This is a genomic window from Haliea sp., from assembly GCF_040222615.1.
In the GTDB taxonomy this organism is placed as follows: domain Bacteria; phylum Pseudomonadota; class Gammaproteobacteria; order Pseudomonadales; family Halieaceae; genus Haliea.
The window spans coordinates 1-20,148 of record NZ_JAVKCQ010000169.1 but is presented as its reverse complement, the minus strand read 5'-3'; the positions used below and the strand labels follow the sequence as shown (position 1 = coordinate 20,148).

The window sequence follows — 20,148 nt, the reverse complement described above, 5'->3', positions numbered from 1 at the left end:
GCCGGCCGCACCTGGCCGGCCGCACCTGGCCGGCCGCACTGTTTCGCCGCAGCGGGAGGGGGGGTAGAATACGCCGCTTTGCCGCCTGCTGGACACCGCCTTTCGTGAACGACATCGTCCTTTTTACCCTTTCCGGCGAGGATCGCCCGGGTCTCACTGCAGGCGTTACCGGGCTGCTGGCGGAGCGCGCTGTCAATGTGCTGGATATTGGCCAGGCTGTCATTCACGCAACGCTCTCCATGGGTCTGTTGCTGGAGATACCAGCGGATGTCGATCGCGCCGGCCTGGAGCGGGCCCTGCAGGTGTTTGCCGATGCGCAGCGCCTGCAACTGCGCTGGGAGGACGTCAGCAAGGAGAGTTACGGCGATTGGGTGGCCGCCCAGGGGCGGGCCCGCTATATCACCACGCTGCTGGCTCGCAAGATTACCGCCGACCAGCTGGCGCGGGTCAGCGCCGTGTTTTCGCGGCACGGCCTGGGGATCGACGGCATATCGCGCTTGTCCGGGCGCATCCCGCTGGGAGAGCTGCCGCCCCTGAGCAAGGCTTGCGTCGAGTTCTCCCTGCGTGGCCCTCTGCCCGATATCGCGGTCTTCCGCAAGGAGCTGCTGGAGGTGGCCAGCGCCCTGGAGGTCGACCTCGCTTTCCAGGAAGACAACATGTTTCGCCGCAACCGGCGCCTGGTGGCCTTTGACATGGACTCCACCCTGATTGAGGCCGAAGTCATTGATGAGCTGGCGCAGCTGGCGGGCGTGGGTGAACAGGTCAGCGCCATCACCGCGCGCGCCATGCGCGGTGAGCTGGATTTTGCCGCCAGCTTCCGCCAGCGGGTGGCGCTGCTCAAGGGCCTGCCCGAGTCGGCCCTTGAGGAAGTGGCGGCGAACCTGCGCATTACCGAAGGGGCCGGGCACCTGATCTCCACGCTGCGCGCGCTGGGCTACAAGACCGCCATCCTCTCCGGCGGCTTCACCTTTTTTGCGGAGCGGCTGCAGCGGGAACTGGGTATCGACTACGTGCACGCCAATGTGCTCGATATCGCCCAGGGCGAGGTTACCGGAGAGGTCAGCGGAGTCATCGTGGATGGCGAGCGCAAGGCCGCACTGCTGCGTCAGCTAGCGACCCGCGAGGGCATTGATTTGCAGCAGGTCATTGCGGTGGGTGACGGCGCCAACGACCTGCCCATGCTCAGTATTGCCGGGCTTGGCATCGCCTTTCGCGCCAAGCCGCTGGTGCAGCAGTCGGCGGAACAGTCGATTTCTACCCTGGGGCTGGATGCGATCCTCTACCTGCTGGGGATATCCGATCGCTACCAGCCTGCCGGCGATCGCTCAGAGCTCTGACCAGAGGGACTTGAACGGTGAGCCGGGAATCTCGCGCTCCACCTTGGGTTTGTTCTGTGCCGGGCTGCCGCTTTCGCGGAACTCGAACTGGCTGTAAGTGGCAGTAGCGGCGACCTGCCGCTGCAGCCGGATGTGCATGCTTTCGCCGTGCCTGACCAGGGTGATTTTCTGGCCCTCGCGGAAGCCGCTGCGCGGGGTGATCAGCGTCGGCGGTTTGCCCACCAGCTTGATTTCCGGAAGGCGCAAGACCCGGATCGGCTCCGATGCGCCTCCCTGCCGGTGCTGGATCCGCGCTCCCCAGGCTGAGGCTCGCGGGCTCAGCAGCTCAATGCCGACAATGCTGCTCGTGCCCTCAAGCTGACTCAGCCAGCGAATGGAGGCAATGAGCCACTCCCCGCCCTGCTCTTCCCGGATACCGAGAATGTCGCCGCTGCGAAAGATACCCGGGTGATCCTGCTCCCACTCCAGGCAGTAGCCTCCGGGACTGGCGTTGACGGCGGTCACCGCATATTCCCGGTGCTCCTCCTCCGCCTGTTGTGGCAGCTCCAGGCTGGACAGTGCCGCTCGGGTTGCCTCGTCGACCTCGACATTGTGCGCACCGCGGCTGTCGTCCGGAGCCGCCACCTCTTCCCCGCTGTGGACATCATCCGCGTTTGCTTCCAGCCAGGGATCGCGCCGCTTGCGCTCTACCAGGAAGGGATTGGTGATCACCCGTTCGCCGGCGGGCGGCCGGTAACCCTTGCCATGCAATACCTCGGCAAAGCTCAGGCCGCCGGCGACGAAATAGTGGGTGCTGGTCAGCCCCAGAGCGACATGCAGGGGCTGCTGCAGGTCGTGGCGGCCGAAGTTGCGCATGCTGACCGAGGACAGGGAGGTAATCATGTGCTGCAGAATGTTGTATTGCAGGCGGAGGTCGTGCGCGAACACGATGTCCTGGCGGCTGCCCCCGTCATCGCGAGCTGCGGCCAGGTCCTGCAGGTGGGCAACCAGTGGCCCGGTATCAATCAGGCGCAGGTCGGCCCCCGCCGTTGACCTGATGCTGTTGGCGTAGGTCGGCGGCTGGTCGCCGCCGAGGTCCACGGCGAACAGGGCCGAGCCGTTGCTGCCCACCGTAGCCAGCTCGCTCCACTGCCGCAGCCCGTGGAATATGGCTGCGAGATCGCCCTGGCGCAGTTGGTTGGGCTTGCAGCAGGAGAGCAATAGAGGTTGCAGCCAGGTCGCCGTAATCGTGGTGCTATCGGCCGACGCTCCGGTCACATGCAGCTGCGTCAGCTGCTGCCTTTCCGCCAGGGCGTAGAGTTGGTGCAGGGTGCGGAAGGCGCGATTGTCGCCGGTCTGGAACAGCTGGTAACGCTGGAACAGTTTGCAGCCGGTGAAGTGGAGGGCCCTCTGCAATGCCTCACACACCAGCCGGGCCGGGTTGATGTCGCGGATGCTCTCCCGGTCGCGAATCGCGTGGACCGCAACGAGTGTGTAGGCGGTACTGGCCAGCCCGAACAGCTGGTCCGCCAGATCGGCCATCTGCCGCGGTTCCTCGGGCAGCACCAGAGGCTGGTTGATGAAGCGGCGGGAGAGGCTGGCGGTCGCCACCGTCAGGTTCGGCCGCATCTCCTCCAGGATCGCATGGCGCTGCTCCGCAGGCATCGCTACCCGGTTGAGCTCGCCCAGTGCCAGGCGCAGCTGCTGGGCGACTTCACGGGTATTGGTCACCGGCAGGGAGTTGGTCCAGGATTGCGCCCCTGCCTGGGTCAGCGGGAACAGGTCGAAGTGGTCGAGATCCTGGCGCGGGATCCTCAGCTTGACAGGTGCCTTGTCAACCATGACCCAGATCTCCCTGTGCTGGTTTGTCGGTGACGTCCATTTCCTGCAAGAGTAGCCCATCCGGGGCGACAATCGCCAGCCGAATATCGCCCGCTGGCCCGGTGTGCGGTATTATTGGCGCCCATTTTGAAAACTGGCGTAAAACTTCATGGCGAATTTTTCCACCAACGAGTTTCGTCCCGGCCTCAAGGTCATGCTGGACGGTGACCCCTGCAGCATTCTCGAAAACGAGTTCGTAAAGCCGGGCAAGGGCCAGGCCTTCAACCGGGTGCGCATGCGCAACCTGAAGAGCGGCCGGGTCTGGGAGCGCACCTTCAAGTCCGGCGAGAGCCTGGAAGGTGCCGATGTGATGGATCGGACGATGCAGTATCTCTACAACGACGGCGAGTTCTGGTACTTCATGGAGCCCGACACTTTCGAGCAGCACCAGGCCGACGCCAAGGCGGTGGGAGAATCCTATCTCTGGCTGAAAGAGCAGGACAACTGCGAGGTGACGCTCTACAACGGCAGCCCGCTGTCCGTGGCCCCCGCCAACTTCGTCGAGCTGGAAATTGTCGAGACCGATCCGGGTCTCAAGGGTGACACGGCCCAGGGCGGCAACAAGCCCGCCAAGCTGAGTACCGGGGCCGTGGTCAAGGTTCCCCTGTTCGTCACCACCGGCGAGGTTATCCGGGTCGACACCCGCACCGGTGAATACCAGAACCGCGTCAGCAAGTAAGCTCCGGGCCGTCCCCTCCCGTGGCTGACTGGCGCCCGGGCGCCCTTCCGGCTGCCCTGCAGGCGCGGGCATCGCTGCTGGCGGCTATTCGCGCCTTCTTTGCCGATCGCGGGGTGCTGGAGGTGGAAACGCCCCTGCTCTGCTCCCGCGGGATCACCGATCCGGCGATAGAGCCGCTGCTGGTCAACGGCGGGCTGTCTCTCGGCGCCGCTACCGGCTATCTGCAGACTTCCCCGGAATACGCGATGAAACGCCTGTTGGCGGCGGGCAGTGGCCCGATCTACCAGATCTGCAAGGCGTTTCGCGACGGCGAGGCGGGCACTCGGCACAACCCCGAGTTTACCCTCCTGGAGTGGTACCGGCCGGGCATGGACCACCACCAGCTGATGGCCGAGGTGGCAGCCCTGGTCTGCAACTGCCTGGGCGAGCGGCCCTGGCGGGCGCTGAGTTATCGCGAGCTGTTCCGGCGCAGTACCGGTATTGATCCCTTCGTCGACTCCCTGCCAATCTTGCAGGCGGCGGCGCGGGCCTGTGTGGATGTCGGCACCCTGGACGGCGACCGCGACCTCTGGCTGGACCTGCTGCTGACCCACGCCGTCGAACCCTGGCTGGCGGGGCAGGGCCTGTGTTTTGTCTACGACTATCCGCCCAGCCAGGCCGCCCTGGCGCGGCTGGGGGAGCGCGATGGCCATGCGGTGGGCGAGCGTTTTGAACTCTATGTAGACGGGCTGGAACTGGCCAATGGCTATCACGAGCTGGGCGATGCGACGGAACAGCGGGCCAGGTTCGAAGCGGACAACCGGCAGAGACTGGACCGGGGGCTGCCCCAGCGGCCCCTGGATGAGGCCCTGCTGGCGGCGCTGGCGGCGGGCCTGCCGGACTGCAGCGGGGTGGCGCTGGGGGTGGACCGGCTGCTGCTGCTCGCTACCGGGGAGACCGATCTGCGGAGCTTACTCGCCTTTGCCTGGGATCGCTGCTGAGCTCTCAGCCAGCACCGCGGGCCCGTAGCCGGCGATAAACTCCGGCGGCATCCGCCGCGGTCTGCCGCTGCTGATTTCGATGCAGGCGAAGCGCATCATGCCCCGCAGCAGGGTAACGCCGTCCGCCGGGCGCAGAATCTGGAACCGGCGCTCCATGGTGAGTTTGCGATCCCAGCCGACGATCCAGGTCCCCGCCACCAGCGCATCCCCCTCGCGCGAAGCCTGCAGGTAATCGTATTCGCTGTGGGTGATGGCCATTGCCCGGTCCAGGCGCCGGTAGGCATCGAGGTCCAGGCCCAGCGCAACCGAGTGCGCCCAGGCCACCTGTTCACACCATTTGACGTAAACCGTGTTGTTGGTGTGTTCCAGGCCGTCTATGTCCGCCGCTCCGACCCGGGCCGGCAGGGTAAAGGGATGTGGATGGTCCCAGTGGTATGGCTCCACGCTCACCGACCCTGCCCCGCGCCGGCTTCCGCCTCCAGCGGCTTCTGGGCAAAGTGGAACAGGGCGTAGAGCACCGCCAGCAGCGGGCAGACCAGGTTGAAGAAGGCGAACGGCGCGTAGGCGAAGGTCGCCACGCCCAGGGTTGCGGACATATAGGCGCCGCAGGTATTCCAGGGGATCAGGGCCGACGTCAGGGTGGCCGAGTCCTCCAGGGTTCGGGACAGGTTCAGCCGCGACAGGCCGCGGCGGGGGTATTCGCTCTTGAACATGCGCCCCGGCAGGGCCACGGCGATAAACTGGTCCGCCGCCAGGATATTGGCGGTAATGCAGGTGCCGACGGTGGCGCCTACCAGCCCCGCCGCGCCGTGCACCCGGCGCAGGATCAGTTGCAGCAGGTGATCGAGAATCCCGCTGCGCTCCAGCACGCCGCCAAAGCCCAGGGCGCAGATGATCAGCCAGACCGTGTTCAGCATGCTGCTCATGCCGCCCTTGCTCAGGAGATCGTCCAGGAAGGCATTGCCGCTGTCGGAGATATAGCCGTCAAACAGACTGATCCAGATCCCCTTGAGCAGCAACAGGGGTTGCGCCAGATCGGGTGCGTTCTCAGCCAGTTTGCCGACCGCCTCAGGCTGGAACAGGACCGCGAACACCGCCCCGACCAGCGCGCTGGCGACGATGGACGGAAAGGCCGGAAAGCGGCGATAGATCAGCCCCAGCATCAGCAGTAGCGGCAGTAGCAGATGCACGCCGATATTGAATTCCTCGGTCAGGCTCTGTTGCAGGCGAGCGATCTCTTCCGGTGTTGCCGCCGCACCACCGCCGATCAGCAGGAAGGCCAGGATGGCGATGGCGAACCCGGGCACGGTGGTCCAGAGCATGTGCCGGATATGGTCGAACAGGTCGACACCGGTAGCGGCGGCGGCCAGATTGGTGGTATCCGACATGGGCGACAGCTTGTCGCCGAAATAGGCGCCGGAGACAATGGCGCCGGCCGTGATGGCGGGGGACAGGCCGAAACTGCCGGCGATGCCCATCAAGCCGATCCCGAGGGTGCCGGCCACGGTCCAGGAACTGCCGATACTCACGGCCACAATGGCGCAAATTGCCGCACTGGCGGCGTAGAATATCGACGGATTGAGTATCTGCACGCCGTAGTAGATCATGGCGGGAACAGTGCCGGAAAGAATCCAGGTGCCGATCAGCATGCCCACTGCCAGCAGGATCAGGGTCGGTCCCAGGCCCGTGGCGATGCCCTGGATAATGCCTTCCTGCGCGGTGTGCCAGGACAGGCCGATACGCTTTGCCACCAGGGCCGCCACACAGCTGGCCAGGATCAGGGCGATCTGGTTGGCGCCGTAGGATGAGTCCGCGCCGAACAGGTAGACCGACGTCGCCAACAACAGGGTGAGGAAGATGACGGGCGTCAGCGCCAGGGTGGTGGTAAGGCGCGGGTTGTGCGGCTCGTCACTCAAGTGTGGATGCTCTCTGGTTGGGCGGCGCACCGCGGGGTCATCGGTTGCAGAGTCGCAGGATGCCTTAAAATATACGGCGGGTACAGTTGCCAGCCGCCCGCAACGGGGACCAAGTACATGTTCCAGACACTGTGAGCAACGATCGCAAGGCGCTGCTGTTGGGGCTGTCCGCGGTATTGCTGTGGTCCACTGCCGCCACCGCGTTCAAGCTTGCGTTGCGCGAGCTTGATGTGTTCCAGCTGGTGGCCTGGTCGGTGACGGCCTCGGCTGTCGCCCTGCTGGCGATCGTATGGCTGCAGGGCCGGCAGGGGCTGCTGTGGTCCTCCCTGCGCGCCCGCCCGGGATTTTTCCTCCTGCTGGGTGCGATCAACCCGCTGCTGTACTACCTGGTTTTGCTGCACGCCTATGACCTGCTGCCCGCGCAGCAGGCGCAGACCATCAACTACACCTGGGCCATCACCCTGGCGCTGCTGGCGGTGCCCCTGCTGGGCCAGCGCCTGGGCAGAAGGGACCTGCTGGCCGCGGCCCTGGGTTACAGCGGGGTGGTGATCATCGCCACCGAGGGGCAACCCCTGGCGATGAATTTCACCAGCCTCCCGGGGGTGGCGCTGGCCCTTGGGAGCACCCTGGTCTGGGCCCTGTACTGGGTCTTGAACACGCGCAACCGGGGAGACCCGGTGGTCAGCCTCTGCCTCAATTTCATCCTCGCGGTGCCGGCGGCATGGCTGGTCTGCCTGATCTTTTCCACCGCTGCAACCGGCGGCTGGCGCGGCCTGTCGGCGGCGCTGTACGTGGGCCTGTTCGAGATGGGGATTACCTTTGCCCTGTGGTCCAGCGCCCTGCGCCTGGCCAGTTCCGTGGCCCGAATCGGCAACCTGATATTTCTCTCGCCCATGTTTTCGCTGGTACTGATCGCCACGGTGCTGGGAGAGGCCATACACCCGGCGACCCTGGTCGGTCTGGCGCTCATCATTCCCGGGGTATTGCTGCAGCAGGCGGGCTCCCCCGCGCCGCGCCGGGAGGGTTGAGCGGCGTGGCGGCACCGGACCTGGCCGAACCCGCGGCGCTTGCGCCCCGCTACTACCGGGACAACTTCTTGCGGCTCTGTAACGCGGTGGAAGCTCTCTATGGCGATCTGCTACAGCGAGACGAGCAGTCCCTGCTGGCCTGCTGGCGCGAGCTGCCGGAGCCCGCCCAGTGTCTCTATGTGCGCCTGGTTTCCCGGGTTGGCCCCTGGTTTCGCCGCGGCAAGCTGGCTTACGCGGAAATCGACGACATCCCTGATGCCCTGGCAACCCTGGCTGCGGCGGGTCTGCTCGTCACAGAAGCGGAGCTCGGCCTCGATGAGCAGGCGCGGCTGTTCACGCTGGCGGAATGGCGCCGGGCCTTCGCCGCGGAGTTGCCGGTGCCACAGCCCCGCACCAAGCCGGCGCTGCTCGCCGCCATTGCCGAGCTGCAGTGGCCGGATGCCCGCCTGCTCGAACGTCTGTTGGCAGCGACGGGGGATCAGCTGGTGGCTCCACTAGGCGGCGACACCGTGGACCTGCTGCAACTGCTCTTTTTTGGCAACCGGCGGCAGGGCCTGACGGACTTTGTGCTCAGCGATCTGGGTGTCGCCCGTTACTATCCCTATTCTCTGGACCGGGGGCAGCGGCTGTTCGGCTGCCGCGAGGCGGTGGATGAGTACCGCTATTGGGGGGAGCTGGCCGATGCCCACTGGTTGCTGCAGGAGGCCGGCGCTGCGGGCAGTCTGACCGCGCTGGCCGAAGAGGTGCTGGCCACGCCGCTGCGCCATGCCCCCAGCGAGCGGCGCTACTGGAAACTCTGTAATCGTATCGCGCGGAACCTGGAGCGGGCCGGTGAGCTGGCGCTCGCCGCGCGCCTGTATGCGTGCAGCGAATTGCACCCGGCGCGGGAACGCCATGTGCGGGTACTGGAGAATACCGGTGACTGCGAGCAGGCGCTGCGGCAGTGCCGGCAGCTGCTGGACCAGCCCTGGTGCGAGGAAGAGTTTGAAGCAGCGCAGCGGATCCTGCCCCGGCTGCTGCGCCAGCTGGGACAGCAGCCGCCGGCAAGGCGACGGGACCCGGTGCCCACCCTGGACCTGGTCCTGCCGCCGGCGGAAGAGGGCGTGGAGCTGGCGGTAGCGAAGCATCTGGCGGCGGACTGGCAGTCAGTTCATTACGTAGAAAATGCCCTGTTCAACAGCTTGTTCGGGCTCGCGTTCTGGAACCAGATTTTCACGCCGGTGCCCGGCGCATTCCACAATGCCTTCCAGAGCGTGCCCGCGGATATGTACCAGCAGGGCTTCTATCAGCGGCGCCGGGCCGCGCTGGATGCGCGCCTGGCGGAGCTCGCCGCCGCCGATCTGTACCCGGAACTGCTGGCGGCGTTGCAGAGCTTCCAGGGTTATCAGTGTCGCTGGGTCAGTTGGCAGCTGCTGACGCCCGCCCTGCTGCAACAGGTGCTGGCCTGTGTGCCCCGGGAACACCTGCTGGCGATCTGGCAGCGGATACTGTTCGACCCGGGGGAGAACCGCCGGGGATTCCCCGACCTGATTGCGCTGGGTGACCGGCCCGGCGCCTGGCGGCTGATTGAGGTGAAGGCGCCCGGTGACCAGTTGCAGCACAGCCAGCGGCGCTGGTTACGCTTCTTTGGCGAACAGGCGATTCCCGCCTGTGTGGCACGGGTGAGCTGGTGCGATGGCTGAATTCCTGGTCACGGTGCGTGAGCTGGCGCTGTTCTGCCATCGCCGGGGTGACATCGATCACCGTTTTACACCGTCTCCCACGGGGCTGGAGGGTATTGCCGGTCACCAGCGTATCTACCAGCGCCGGCCGGCCTCCTACCAGCGGGAGTTTGCGGTGGAATTCTGCCGCGCGGGGACGCCTGCCGCAGGATCGCCTGCCGCAGGACCGCCCGCCGCAAATTGCGCGGGCGCGGGCGCGGGCGTCCCGGACCTGCGTCTGCGTGGGCGTGCGGATGGCTATGATCGCGAGCGCGGGCTGGTGGAGGAAATCAAGACCTGCCGCATTGACCCGAGGCGGATACCGGAAACGGTGAGCCGCCTCGGCCTGGCCCAGGGCCGTCTTTATGCCGCCATGATCGCGGTCCGGGAGGACCTGCCCGGCCTGTCGGTGCAGTTGACCTGGCTGCAGCTCGACACCGGCGATGAGCATACCCTGCAGCAGAGCTACAGCCGCGAGGAGCTGGACGCCTTCCTGGAGGACAGCTTGCAGCGCTATGGGGCATGGCTGTCCCGGGTGGCATCGCGGCGTGCGGCACGCGATGCCAGCCTGCAAACCCTGCCCTTTCCCCATCCACAGTTTCGTCCCGGTCAGCGCGAGCTGTCGGAGCGCGTCTACAAGTGCGTGCACCAGGCGGGGCGCCTGCTGCTGGAGGCGCCCACCGGGATCGGCAAGACCGCCGCTGTGCTCTATCCCGCGCTGAAGGCGCTGGCGACCGACCGCCACGACAGTATCGTGTTCGCCACCACCCGGATCAGCGGCCGCCGGGCGGCGCAGCAGGCAATGGCCCGCTTCGCGGCGGCGGGCTATGCCGGCAATGCGTTGAGCCTGATGGCCAAAGAGCAGGTCTGCCTGTCCCCGGGGCGGGCCTGTCACGGCGATGACTGCCCCTACGCCCGGGGCTACTACGACCGGCTCCCCGATGCCCTGGCGGATGCGCTGGAGCAAGCCCTGCTCGACCCGGAGGGGCTGGCGGGGATCGCCCGCCGCCACGAAGTCTGCCCCTACCAGTTGAGCCTTGACCTGGCACCCTGGGCAGACGTGATCGTGGCGGATGTTCATCACGTGTTCAGCCCCACCGCCAACCTCGCGAACCGGCTCAGTGAGGATGGGCGGCGCTGGACCGTGCTGCTGGACGAGGCTCACGGCCTGCCGGACCGGGCCCGGCAGATGTACGGTGCCGAGCTGGCCAGGGCGGACATCCTGGCGGCCCGCCGGGAGGCGCCGGCGGGCTTGCAAGCGGAACTGGCGCGGCTCAACCGGGAACTGCTGGCGCTGCAGAAGCTGGACTGGCAGCAGCCGGACAGCCACTGGCTCGCCGCGGTGCCGGGCTCCCTCGGCCGGGGCCTGGAGCGACTCGCCGAGGCGGTGGCGGCGTCACTGGCGCAGGATCCCTTCCTGCTGCAGGGCCGCCCGGCGCTGCGAGACAGCTATTTCGCCGTTCTGCAGTGCCTGCGGGTGCTTGAGCTGTGGGGTGAAGAGTTCTCCCTGCAACTGGTGCGCAGCTGCGAGCGGCAGAGCCTGCGGCTGGTACTGCACTGCCTGGACCCGGCGCGGATGCTGGCCCTCAGGCAGCAGGCGCTGCACGCCATGGTGGCATTCTCCGCCACCCTGACGCCGCAACAGTGGGCCCTGGAGTCCCTGGGGCTGGATACGTCGGCGGTGGCCTGGCGCGCACCGTCGCCCTTTCTCGCGGAGCAGCTGGAGGTGGTGCTGGCAACCCATGTGGATACCCGCTACCGCCAGCGCGAGGCCAGCCTGGCGGAGCTGGCACTGCTGCTGCTGGAATGGCTGGCGGCGGAGCCGGGCAATTGCCTGCTGTACTTTTCCTCCTACCAGTACCTGCAATCCTGCCTGCAGCTGATGGAGTCCCGGGGCTGGCCGGGCGAGCGCCGGCTGTGGGTCCAGGACCGTGCGGGCCAGGGGCGCGAGGAATTGCTGGAGCTGCTGCAGCAGGAGCGCAATGTCGCCGCCTTCTGTGTGCTCGGGGGCGCGTTCGGCGAGGGCATCGACCTGCCGGGAGAGCAGTTAAGCAGCGTGGTGGTGGTCGGGGTGGGCCTGCCCCAGGTGAACAGTGCCAATGAGCGATTGCGTGAACTCTACCAGCGCCGCTACGGCGCCGGTTTTGACCACGCCTACCGCTACCCCGGTCTGCAGAAGGTCAGCCAGGCCATCGGCCGGGTGGTGCGCACGGAAACCGACCGCGGCAAGGCACTGCTGGTCGACAGCCGCTACGCCGACCCCGCCTGCCGGGCCCTGTTGCCGCCCTGGTGGTCCTACCGTGCTTACACAGCTCCGGGCAGTCGATAGCCGGGCTTGGCAAAGGATAACTGCACGGTACCAATAATGCGCTCGCGGAAACCGCCCTCGCAGTAGCAGAGATAGAACTCCCACATGCGGATGAACTGGTCATCGAAGCCCATCCGGCGCACGGTCTCGAGCTGGCTCATGAACCGCTCGCGCCAGCAGGCCAGGGTGCGCGCATAATCCTGGGTAATGTCCCGCAGATGCACCAGCTGCATGTCGGTGTCTTTGGCAAGGTGGTCGGCAATCACCGCCATGGACGGCAGGCAGCCGCCCGGGAAGATAAACCGCTTGATGAAATCCACTGTGTCCCGCGCCTGGCGGTAGCGCTGGTCGCTGATGGTGATGGCCTGGATCACCATCTTGCCGGTGGGCTTCAGCAGCGCGCTGCAGCGGGCAAAATAGTTGCTGTAGAAGTGATGGCCAACCGCCTCGATCATCTCGATGGAAACCAGTTTGTCGAACTGGCCGTCGAGGTTGCGGTAGTCCTCGCAGAGTACCGTGATCCGCTCTGAGAGGCCCAGTGCCGCCACCCGCTGGCGGGCGTACTCGTACTGTTCCCGGGAAATGGTGGTGGTGGTAACCCGGCAGCCGTAGTGACTGGCGGCGTGGATCGCCATGCCGCCCCAGCCGGTGCCGATCTCCACCAGGTGGTCCTCCGGGGTCAGTTCCAGTTGGCGGCAGATTTCGTCCAGCTTGGCCAGCGAGGCCTCCTCCAGCGTGGCCGTGGGAGTGTCGAACACGGCCGCCGAGTACATCATGGTCGGATCGAGGAAGAGCTGGAAAAAATCGTTGCCGAGATCGTAATGGGCGGCGATGTTCTTGCGCGAGCCCTTGTGGGTGTTGCGATTGAGGCTGTGGGCGAGTTTCAGGCCGAGCCGCACGGGCCAGGACTGTTTTGCCTCCACGGCCTCCATGGTGACCAGGTTGGCGCTGAACAGGCGGGTCACAGCGGTCAGGTCCGGCGTGCTCCAGTCACCCTCTATGTAGGCTTCGCCCGAGCCGATAGTGCCGCCCGCCAGCAACTTGCCGTAGACAGCGGGGTTGTGCACGTACACTTCGGCGTGGGGTTCGCCCTCGCGCTCCGGATCACCGACGCGGAATACCTGGCCGCCATCGTGGATCGTCATGCTGCCCACAGTGAAATTGTCCAGCACCCGCAGCAACAGCTTGCGGGCCAGCTGGGTGTTTGACCAACGGCTGGAAGCCTTGGTCTGCAGCCGTACCTGGCTGACACTCATATCACTCATCCTACACTCCAGAGGTTTCTGATCCGGGGTGGGCGTGGACGGGCACACCCTTGATATACAGGCGCAGCGCCTGCCAGTAAATAGCCAGCGCCACCTTTGCGGTCATCAGGGGGTAGCGCCAGAGAATGCGATTGAGGTTGCGGGAAGTCATGGGCAAGGCCTGCAGGGACAGGCTGGCATCGAACACCTTGCCCGCTTCGGTGGTGGTGGCGAGATAGATGGACAGCTGCTCGTCGGGAGTGCTGCTGCGCCAGTGGTACTGCATGCCCATGGGATTGAAGGGCGAGACATGCATGGATTTGGCGAAATCCTGTTGCAGCCAGCGGCCCTCCCCGGCTGCGGTCAACACATAGCTGTGGCGCTCGTCCCAGGGGGTGTTGGTCACTTCCGCCACCAGGTATTCAAGCCGTGTCTCATCTTCACTGAAGCAGTAGTAGCAGGTGATCGGGTTGATGATGTAGCCGAAGTAGCGCAGGTTTGCCAGCAGGTAGACAGGGCCGCGGTGGGTGGCGCCGGTTTCCTCGCGGATTCTACGTCGTACCTCGTCCTGCAGGGGCTGGTCCGGGTCGCCGAGGAAGTCGCTGCGCCGGAAACGGGCCAGGGCCCAGTGAGTGGCGGACCAGAGCCAGCGGCCGTGGAACAGTTCCGGCAGTTCATCGAGGCAAATCAGGGGCATAAACACGCGGTAGCTGAATTCATGTGACCTGGGGCTGAAGCGGCGATGGCGCAGCAGGCCCTGGTACAGGCGTGATTTCACGCGGCGGCCTTGCTGGCCTGGTCAATGGCCGTGGCCACGCGCAGGGCGCTGACCACACCATCTTCATGAAAGCCATTGTGCCAGTAGGCGCCGCAGTACCAGGTGCGGTGTTGGCCGTTGATCTCCTGCCAGCGAGCCTGGGCGGCGATGCCGGCGAGGGAAAACACCGGGTGGGCGTAGTTGAACGTGCCCAGGATCTTGTTCGGGTTGATGGAGCGCGTATCGTTGAGGGTGACGCAAAAGGTTTCCGGCGCCTGCAACCCCTGCAGGATGTTCATGTTGTAGGTGACCACCGCGCGCTGCTCGTCCACGCCCAGCATGTAGTTCCAGCTGGACCAGGTTTTGCGGTTGCCGGGCAGTAAACGGGTATCAGTGTGAAGCACCACCTCATTGTTCTGGTAGGGCAGCGCACCCAGCACCCGGGATTCCGCCGCGCTGGGATCGTCCAGCATGGCCAGCGCCTGGTCGGAGTGGGTCGCTATCACCACCTGGTCGAAGCGGAAGCTGCGGCCGTCCCGCAGCAGGATGTCGACCCCCTGTGCGCTGCGCCGCAGCTGGGCGACGGCTGCGCCGGTGTGGATGCGTTGCTCGAAGCGCTGGCACAGTGGGCGCAGGTATTCCCGGGAGCCGCCCTCGATAACGCGCCACTGGGGCCGTTCATTCACCGACAGCAGGCCGTGGTTGCGGAAGAAGCGGAGGAAGAATTCCAGCGGAAACTGGCTGATGCTGGCGCAGTCCGCGGACCAGATGGCCGAGCCCATGGGCACCAGGTACTGGCTGGTGAAGGCATCTCCGTAGCCCTTGCGCTCAAGGTAATGGCCGAGGGTTTCGCCATCCTCCAGCCGGCCCGCCTCCAGGTCGGCAATGGACTCCCGGTTGAACCGCAGGATGTCGCGCACCATGCCGATAAAGCGCGGGGAGAGCAGGTTGCGACGTTGTGCGAACAGGGTGTCGATACTGGTGCCGGAATACTCGAGCCCGGAGCTTTCGTCGCTGACGCTAAAACCCATGGAGGTGGCCTTGCTGGCGACCCCGAGGTCGTCCAGCAGGGCGATGAAGTTGGGATAGGTCCAGTCGTTGAAGACGATAAAGCCGGTATCGATGGCGTAGCGACGAGTCCCCAGCTTCACATCCACGGTCGCTGTGTGGCCGCCTATCTGGCTGCCGGCTTCGAAGACAGACACCTTGTGTGTCTGGCTCAGGTAGTGGGCGCAGGCCAGGCCGGAAATGCCTGCTCCGATTACTGCTATGTCCAACTGCGGTTCTCCTCCGGCCACTTGCCTGAGCTGACACGCATGCCTGTCCCGCCCCGTGTTGCCGCAATGATGAATGTTGCCCAAGTTACGCCCGCCGCGGGCCGCTGGATCATCGCGACTCGAATATAAGAGGGGTGATCCGCAGCCTTCGAGCAAGCGTATACTGCCCCGAATACAATGAAAAGTAGCGGAGAAAGGGTGTGGAGGAACAGGAGAAGAACGCGAGCTCCGGCTGGCAGGGTCCTACCGGCAGGCGGACGGATGAATGGAGCGAGTGCCTGACGCTGATCGCTGCCAACGAGGACCGCGCGGCTTTTACCCGTCTGTTTCGCCACTTTGCCCCGCTGGTCAAGGCGTTTGCGCTGTCGGGATCGAGCCTGTCGGCGACCCACGCTGACGAGCTCGTGCAGGAAGTGATGTTGAAAGTCTGGCAAAAAGCCCGGGCATTTGATCCGGAAAAGGCTGCAGCGAGTACATGGGTATATACGATTGCCCGGAACTGCCGTACAGACATGTTTCGGCGGCTGCAAAAGTTTGACACCCCCCTGGCGGCGGACGACTTCATCCCGGACCAGGAGCCGTCGGAGCCGTTTGCGATGCTGCAGAGTCGGCGCAGTCGCGACAAGATACATGAACTAATGGGGACATTGCCCCCCGACCAGGCCCAGATCCTGGCGAAGGTATACATGGAAGGAAAGTCGCACGCGGAAGCGGCGGCGGAGTTGGATTTGCCCCTGGGCACCGTGAAGTCACGTGTGCGCCTGGCAATCCAGAAATTGCAAATTCAGTTAGACAGGTAAGAAAGAAGACATCATGGCCAAATTTCATCCAAGTGTGGACTTACTCACTGAATACACCGCGGGAATACTGCCTCTGGCACAGTCCGCGTGTATATCGGCTCATCTCAACTACTGTCAGCAGTGCCAGCAGCAGACGGCCCGGCTGCAGGATCTCGGCGCCGTGCTCTTTGACGGCCTGACGCCGTTGCCTGTGGGTGACGCCATGCTGGACAGGGTGCTGGCGCGCCTCGATGAGGAGCCGCCCCTGAGCTATCGCCGTGCCGACGACCTCTCCCTGGGGCGCCTGCCGGCGGTACTGCAACGGTTGATGCGGGGCGATTTCTCCGAGCTTAGCTGGAAAAAGTTGACGTCTTCGCTCGCGATCAGCCACCTGAAGACCGGCGATCCCGGCTACGAGTTCGCCCTTTACCACATCAAGGCCGGGGGCAGGATACCCGAGCACAACCACCGCGGTTCGGAAATGACCCTGGTGTTACAGGGCGGGTTCTCCGATGCGGAGGGCAGTTACCATGAGGGCGACTTCATCTACCGCGAGGCCAGCGATACCCATGCCCCCACAGCCCTGCAGTCCGAGGACTGCATTTGCCTGGCGGTACTGGATGCGCCACTCCGGTTTACCGGCTGGAAGTACCGCTGGATGAACCCCTTCCTGCAGCTCAAGGCGGGTTGAGCAAGTTAAAAGCCCCCTGACGGGGGCTTTTTTATGCTCGAGCCACCGCTTTTGGGGCGTTGCAGGGTATCGCTCGCCATGCTTTCTGCTGATGTTTACCGCGAATATATCGATTTTGCGAATAAATGGCATAATTACGTCCCGACGATCTGTGTGCTACAGTCCGTCGCCGGCGAGGGTCACGGTCAGAATAAGACGCTGCCACAGCGGCGCCAGCGGGCCTGAATCTGCAAGATGTACCAACGACACGCTTATATCAACGGGGTAGGAAGCACTATGCGCATCGCAATTCCCAGGGAGACTCATCCGGGAGAGAACCGGGTGCCGGTCACGCCGGAGACAGCCAAGAAATTGTGCCGTCTGGGCGCTGATCTTGTTATCGAGAGCGGTATGGGGCTGGGCTCGGGTTTTACCGACGAAGAGTACACCGAGGCCGGAGCAACGCTGAGCAGCGACCGCGAAGCCCTGTTCCGCGAAGCGGACATGTTGCTGCGCTTGCGCAAGCCGGAAAAAGCTGACATCGCCCTGATGAAGCAGGGCTGTATCCATATCAGCTACCTGGATCCCTTCAATGAGCACGATCTGGTGCGTACGCTGCAGCAGCAGGGCGTGACCGCGATCAGCATGGAAATGATCCCCCGCACCACCCGCAGCCAGAAGATGGATGCGCTGAGCTCCCAGGCCAACCTGGCGGGTTACGTGATGGTGCTGCAGGCGGCCACCCACCTGCCGCGTATTTTCCCGATGATGATGACCCCGGCGGGTACGCTGAAGCCGGCCAAGGTGTTCGTGATCGGCGCCGGCGTGGCCGGCCTGCAGGCCATTGCCACCGCCAAGCGCCTGGGTGCCCGGGTGACCGCGTTTGACACTCGCCCGGTGGTGGCCGAACAGGTGCAGTCACTGGGTGCGACCTTCCTCGACATCGATCTCGGCCAGACCGGCGAGACCGCGGGTGGCTATGCCACCGAGCTGACGCCGGAGCAGATCCAGAAGCAGCGCGAGGCCCAGAAGGCGACCATTGCCGACTCCGACGTGGTGATCACCACGGCCCAGGTCTTCGGCCGCAAGCCACCGGTGATTGTTACCCGGGATATGGTGGAGGGCATGAAGCCCGGTTCCGTGATCGTCGACATGGCAGCCGAAACCGGCGGCAATGTGGAAGGCTCGGTAGCCAATGAGGTGGTGACGGTGAACGGTGTCACCATTATCGGCAAGGGCAACCTGCCGAATGAAGTGTGCCGCGATGCCAGCCACATGTACGCCAGCAACCTGTTCAACCTGGTGGAAGATGCCTGGGACAAGGAAGGCAAGCACTTCAAGATCGATTTTGAACACGACATCCTGCCGGGCTGCATCATCACCCACGGCGGCGAGGTTACCAACGAAACCATCAAGAACATCCTGGAGGGGGGCAACTGATATGGAAGCCGTATTTCTGACCTTTATCCTCATGTTGGCCATATTCCTGGGCTTCGAGCTGATCAACAAGGTGCCCGCGACCCTGCACACTCCCCTCATGTCCGGTGCCAACGCGATCTCCGGTATCACCGTGGTCGGTGCCATCGGGCTCGCGGGCACCGGGCAACAGGACCTGTCAAACTGGCTGGGTGCCGCGGCGGTAGCGCTGGCCTCCATCAACGTGATTGGCGGCTACATGGTCACCGACCGCATGCTGGCAATGTTCAAGAAGAGGGGTAAGTGATCATGGGCGCAACCGGATTGGTCATTCAGTTGGCCTATGTAATCTCTGCGGCCCTGTTTATCTTCGGCCTTAAACTGCTGGGTTCGGCGGCCACCGCGCGCAAGGGCAACCTGCTCTCCGCCGTGGGGATGCTGCTGGCCATTGTGGCGGCTCTGTTGGACCAGGGCATTGTTGAGTACCAGTGGATCCTGCTCGGTTTCGTGGTGGGCGGTGTCGTTGGCGCGGGCGCCGCGCGGCTGGTGCAGATGACGGCGATGCCGGAGATGGTAGCCCTGTTCAACGGTTTTGGCGGTATGGCCAGCCTGTTGGTGGGCGCTGCGGCCCTGGCCACGGCCAGCGGCACCTTTGTGCTGGTGACCATTGTCCTGTCCATCCTGATTGGCGGCCTGACCTTCACCGGCTCACTGGTGGCCTATGGCAAACTCAGTGAGACGATCGGCAGCGGCGCGGTGCAATTCCGGGGCCAGCAGATCGTCAACAGCCTGATCGTGCTGGGTATCCTTGCCAGCGCGGTGATGTTCTGCCTGCAGCCGGAGAACAGCCAGTGGCTGTACCTGATCATCGGCCTGTCGCTGCTGTTCGGCGTCATGGTGGTGATTCCCATTGGCGGCGCCGACATGCCGGTGGTGATCTCCCTGCTCAACTCCTACTCCGGTCTCGCCGCCTGTGCCGCCGGTTTCGCTATCAGCAACAACATCCTGATCGTGGCGGGCGCTCTGGTAGGTGCCTCCGGCATTATCCTCACCCAGATCATGTGCAAGGCCATGAACCGCTCCCTCAGCAACGTGCTGTTCAGCGGTTTCGGCAGTGTCAGCAGCGAGCAGACGGTGGTGGAAGGCGAGATCAAGCCGATCTCGGTGGAAGATGCCTTCTACGTGCTGGAAGCGGCGAGCAACGTCGTGATCGTACCCGGTTACGGCATGGCCGTGGCCCAGGCCCAGCACGTGGTCAAGGAGCTTGCCGAACTGCTGGAAGAGAACGGCTGTGTGGTCAACTTCGGTATCCACCCGGTGGCGGGCCGCATGCCCGGGCACATGAACGTGCTGCTGGCCGAGGCCGACGTGCCCTATGACCAGCTGCTGGAAATGGACGAGGTGAACCCGCGCATGGAAACCGTGGATGTGGCGATCGTGATCGGCGCCAACGACGTGGTGAACCCCGCGGCACGGGAAGTCGAGTCCAGCCCGATCTATGGCATGCCGGTAATCAACGTGGACAAGGCGCGCACCGTGTTCGTACTCAAGCGCTCCATGGCCTCAGGCTTTGCGGGCATTGAGAACCCGCTGTTCTACAAGGAGAACACACGGATGCTGTTTGGCGATGCCAAGGAAAGCATCGGCGGCCTGATCCGCGAGTTCAGCTAAGCCCGGGGCGCCCCGCCGGGGCGCCTGCACGCGATTTTCTGGAGCCCGCCTTGCGGGCTCCTTGCGTTCAGGGGCGGGGGGTTTCGGGCGGGTCCTGGAACTGCAGGCTCGCCAGACGGGCATAGAGCGGAGAGTCCTGCAGCAGACTCTGGTGCGTGCCGGTGGCAACCAGGCTGCCCTTGTCCAGGACAGCGATCAGGTCCGCGTGCAGGATCGTCGACAGGCGGTGGGCGATGATCACGGTGGTACGATTGCGCATCAGTTCTTCGAGGGCCAACTGCACCTGGTGCTCGCTTTCGCTGTCCAGGGCGCTGGTGGCTTCGTCGAGTAACAGCACGCGGGGGTTGGCCAGTATGGCCCGCGCCAGGGCGATGCGCTGGCGCTGGCCACCGGACAGACGCACGCCCTGCTCGCCCAGTTCGCTGTCATAGCCGTTCGGCAGGCGCTGGATAAACTCGTGGGCATGGGCGGCTTTCGCCGCGGCGTTCACCTCTTCTGCGCTGGCCCCGGGCTTGCCGTAGGCGAT

18 protein-coding genes are annotated in these 20,148 nt (G+C 64.8%); 11 read left to right on the top strand and 7 right to left on the bottom strand.

The genetic code is table 11. From position 1 onward, the window contains the following. Positions 1-104: 104 nt before the first annotated feature. Positions 105-1,337, top strand: a complete 1,233-nt coding sequence (gene serB, locus RJQ10_RS14055) for a phosphoserine phosphatase SerB (protein WP_350147667.1) — start codon at positions 105-107, stop codon at positions 1,335-1,337. Here the strand turns inward: serB and RJQ10_RS14050 are convergent. Then, entirely contained in the window at positions 1,326-3,158 is a 1,833-nt protein-coding gene (locus RJQ10_RS14050) for a cyclic-di-GMP receptor FimW-related protein (RefSeq protein WP_350147665.1), read from the bottom strand. The two genes, serB and RJQ10_RS14050, sit on opposite strands and share 12 nt — an antisense overlap. A 148-nt stretch (positions 3,159-3,306) precedes the next feature. On the opposite strand from RJQ10_RS14050, the gene efp reads away from it, so the two are divergent. Beyond that, entirely contained in the window at positions 3,307-3,876 is a 570-nt protein-coding gene (gene efp / locus RJQ10_RS14045; protein ID WP_350147663.1) for an elongation factor P, read from the top strand. A 20-nt stretch (positions 3,877-3,896) separates the two neighbouring features. Then, positions 3,897-4,856 (top strand): EF-P lysine aminoacylase EpmA, encoded by a 960-nt coding sequence (gene epmA / locus RJQ10_RS14040; protein WP_350147661.1) that lies wholly within the window; start codon positions 3,897-3,899, stop codon positions 4,854-4,856. Here the strand turns inward: epmA and RJQ10_RS14035 are convergent. Then, positions 4,827-5,306, bottom strand: a complete 480-nt coding sequence (locus RJQ10_RS14035) for an acyl-CoA thioesterase (RefSeq protein WP_350147659.1) — start codon at positions 5,304-5,306, stop codon at positions 4,827-4,829. The genes epmA and RJQ10_RS14035 overlap by 30 nt on opposite strands. Then, a complete protein-coding gene (nhaC, locus tag RJQ10_RS14030) occupies positions 5,303-6,772 on the bottom strand; it encodes a Na+/H+ antiporter NhaC (protein ID WP_350147657.1) in 1,470 nt (489 codons plus the stop codon). The genes RJQ10_RS14035 and nhaC overlap by 4 nt, the downstream gene beginning before the upstream one ends. Before the next feature lie 131 nt (positions 6,773-6,903). Between nhaC and RJQ10_RS14025 the strand changes: the two genes are divergently transcribed. The 3 genes from RJQ10_RS14025 to RJQ10_RS14015 are packed head-to-tail and all read left to right on the top strand — an operon-like array spanning position 6,904 to position 11,829. After that, on the top strand, positions 6,904-7,800 hold the full coding sequence (locus RJQ10_RS14025; RefSeq protein ID WP_350147655.1) for a DMT family transporter: 897 nt from the start codon (positions 6,904-6,906) through the stop codon (positions 7,798-7,800). 5 nt (positions 7,801-7,805) lie between these two features. Beyond that, on the top strand, positions 7,806-9,482 hold the full coding sequence (locus tag RJQ10_RS14020) for a VRR-NUC domain-containing protein (protein ID WP_350147653.1): 1,677 nt from the start codon (positions 7,806-7,808) through the stop codon (positions 9,480-9,482). After that, positions 9,475-11,829, top strand: a complete 2,355-nt coding sequence (locus RJQ10_RS14015; protein WP_350147651.1) for an ATP-dependent DNA helicase — start codon at positions 9,475-9,477, stop codon at positions 11,827-11,829. Before RJQ10_RS14020 ends, RJQ10_RS14015 begins: the two co-directional genes overlap by 8 nt. Here the strand turns inward: RJQ10_RS14015 and RJQ10_RS14010 are convergent. From RJQ10_RS14010 to RJQ10_RS14000, 3 genes are read right to left on the bottom strand one after another with little or no spacing between them, the layout of a single operon-like run. Then, positions 11,805-13,073, bottom strand: a complete 1,269-nt coding sequence (locus RJQ10_RS14010; RefSeq protein WP_350147649.1) for a class I SAM-dependent methyltransferase — start codon at positions 13,071-13,073, stop codon at positions 11,805-11,807. The genes RJQ10_RS14015 and RJQ10_RS14010 overlap by 25 nt on opposite strands. A gap of 1 nt (position 13,074) precedes the next feature. Then, positions 13,075-13,830, bottom strand: a complete 756-nt coding sequence (locus RJQ10_RS14005) for a DUF1365 domain-containing protein (protein WP_350147647.1) — start codon at positions 13,828-13,830, stop codon at positions 13,075-13,077. Next, entirely contained in the window at positions 13,827-15,086 is a 1,260-nt protein-coding gene (locus RJQ10_RS14000; protein ID WP_350147645.1) for an NAD(P)/FAD-dependent oxidoreductase, read from the bottom strand. Before RJQ10_RS14000 ends, RJQ10_RS14005 begins: the two co-directional genes overlap by 4 nt. A gap of 200 nt (positions 15,087-15,286) precedes the next feature. Here RJQ10_RS14000 and RJQ10_RS13995 point away from each other — a divergent pair, with 200 nt between their 5' ends. From RJQ10_RS13995 to RJQ10_RS13975, 5 genes are all read left to right on the top strand, one after another. Further along, entirely contained in the window at positions 15,287-15,886 is a 600-nt protein-coding gene (locus RJQ10_RS13995) for a sigma-70 family RNA polymerase sigma factor (RefSeq protein WP_350147643.1), read from the top strand. Between the two features lie 13 nt (positions 15,887-15,899). Beyond that, positions 15,900-16,556, top strand: a complete 657-nt coding sequence (locus tag RJQ10_RS13990; protein WP_350147641.1) for a ChrR family anti-sigma-E factor — start codon at positions 15,900-15,902, stop codon at positions 16,554-16,556. A gap of 276 nt (positions 16,557-16,832) precedes the next feature. Continuing rightward, positions 16,833-17,975 (top strand): Re/Si-specific NAD(P)(+) transhydrogenase subunit alpha, encoded by a 1,143-nt coding sequence (locus tag RJQ10_RS13985; protein ID WP_350147639.1) that lies wholly within the window; start codon positions 16,833-16,835, stop codon positions 17,973-17,975. A 1-nt stretch (position 17,976) separates the two neighbouring features. Next, the gene (locus tag RJQ10_RS13980; RefSeq protein WP_350147637.1) at positions 17,977-18,258 is read left to right on the top strand and encodes an NAD(P) transhydrogenase subunit alpha part 2; all 282 of its coding nucleotides are present in this window, start codon (positions 17,977-17,979) and stop codon (positions 18,256-18,258) included. Between the two features lie 2 nt (positions 18,259-18,260). Then, positions 18,261-19,622 carry an NAD(P)(+) transhydrogenase (Re/Si-specific) subunit beta gene (locus RJQ10_RS13975; RefSeq protein WP_350147635.1) on the top strand — a complete coding sequence of 454 codons (1,362 nt, stop codon included), beginning with the start codon at positions 18,261-18,263 and terminating at the stop codon, positions 19,620-19,622. Positions 19,623-19,689: 67 nt separating this feature from the next. On the opposite strand, the gene RJQ10_RS13970 is transcribed toward RJQ10_RS13975, so the two are convergent. Next, the coding region (locus tag RJQ10_RS13970; RefSeq protein ID WP_350147633.1) for an ATP-binding cassette domain-containing protein at positions 19,690-20,148 on the bottom strand (459 nt) is incomplete at its 5' end.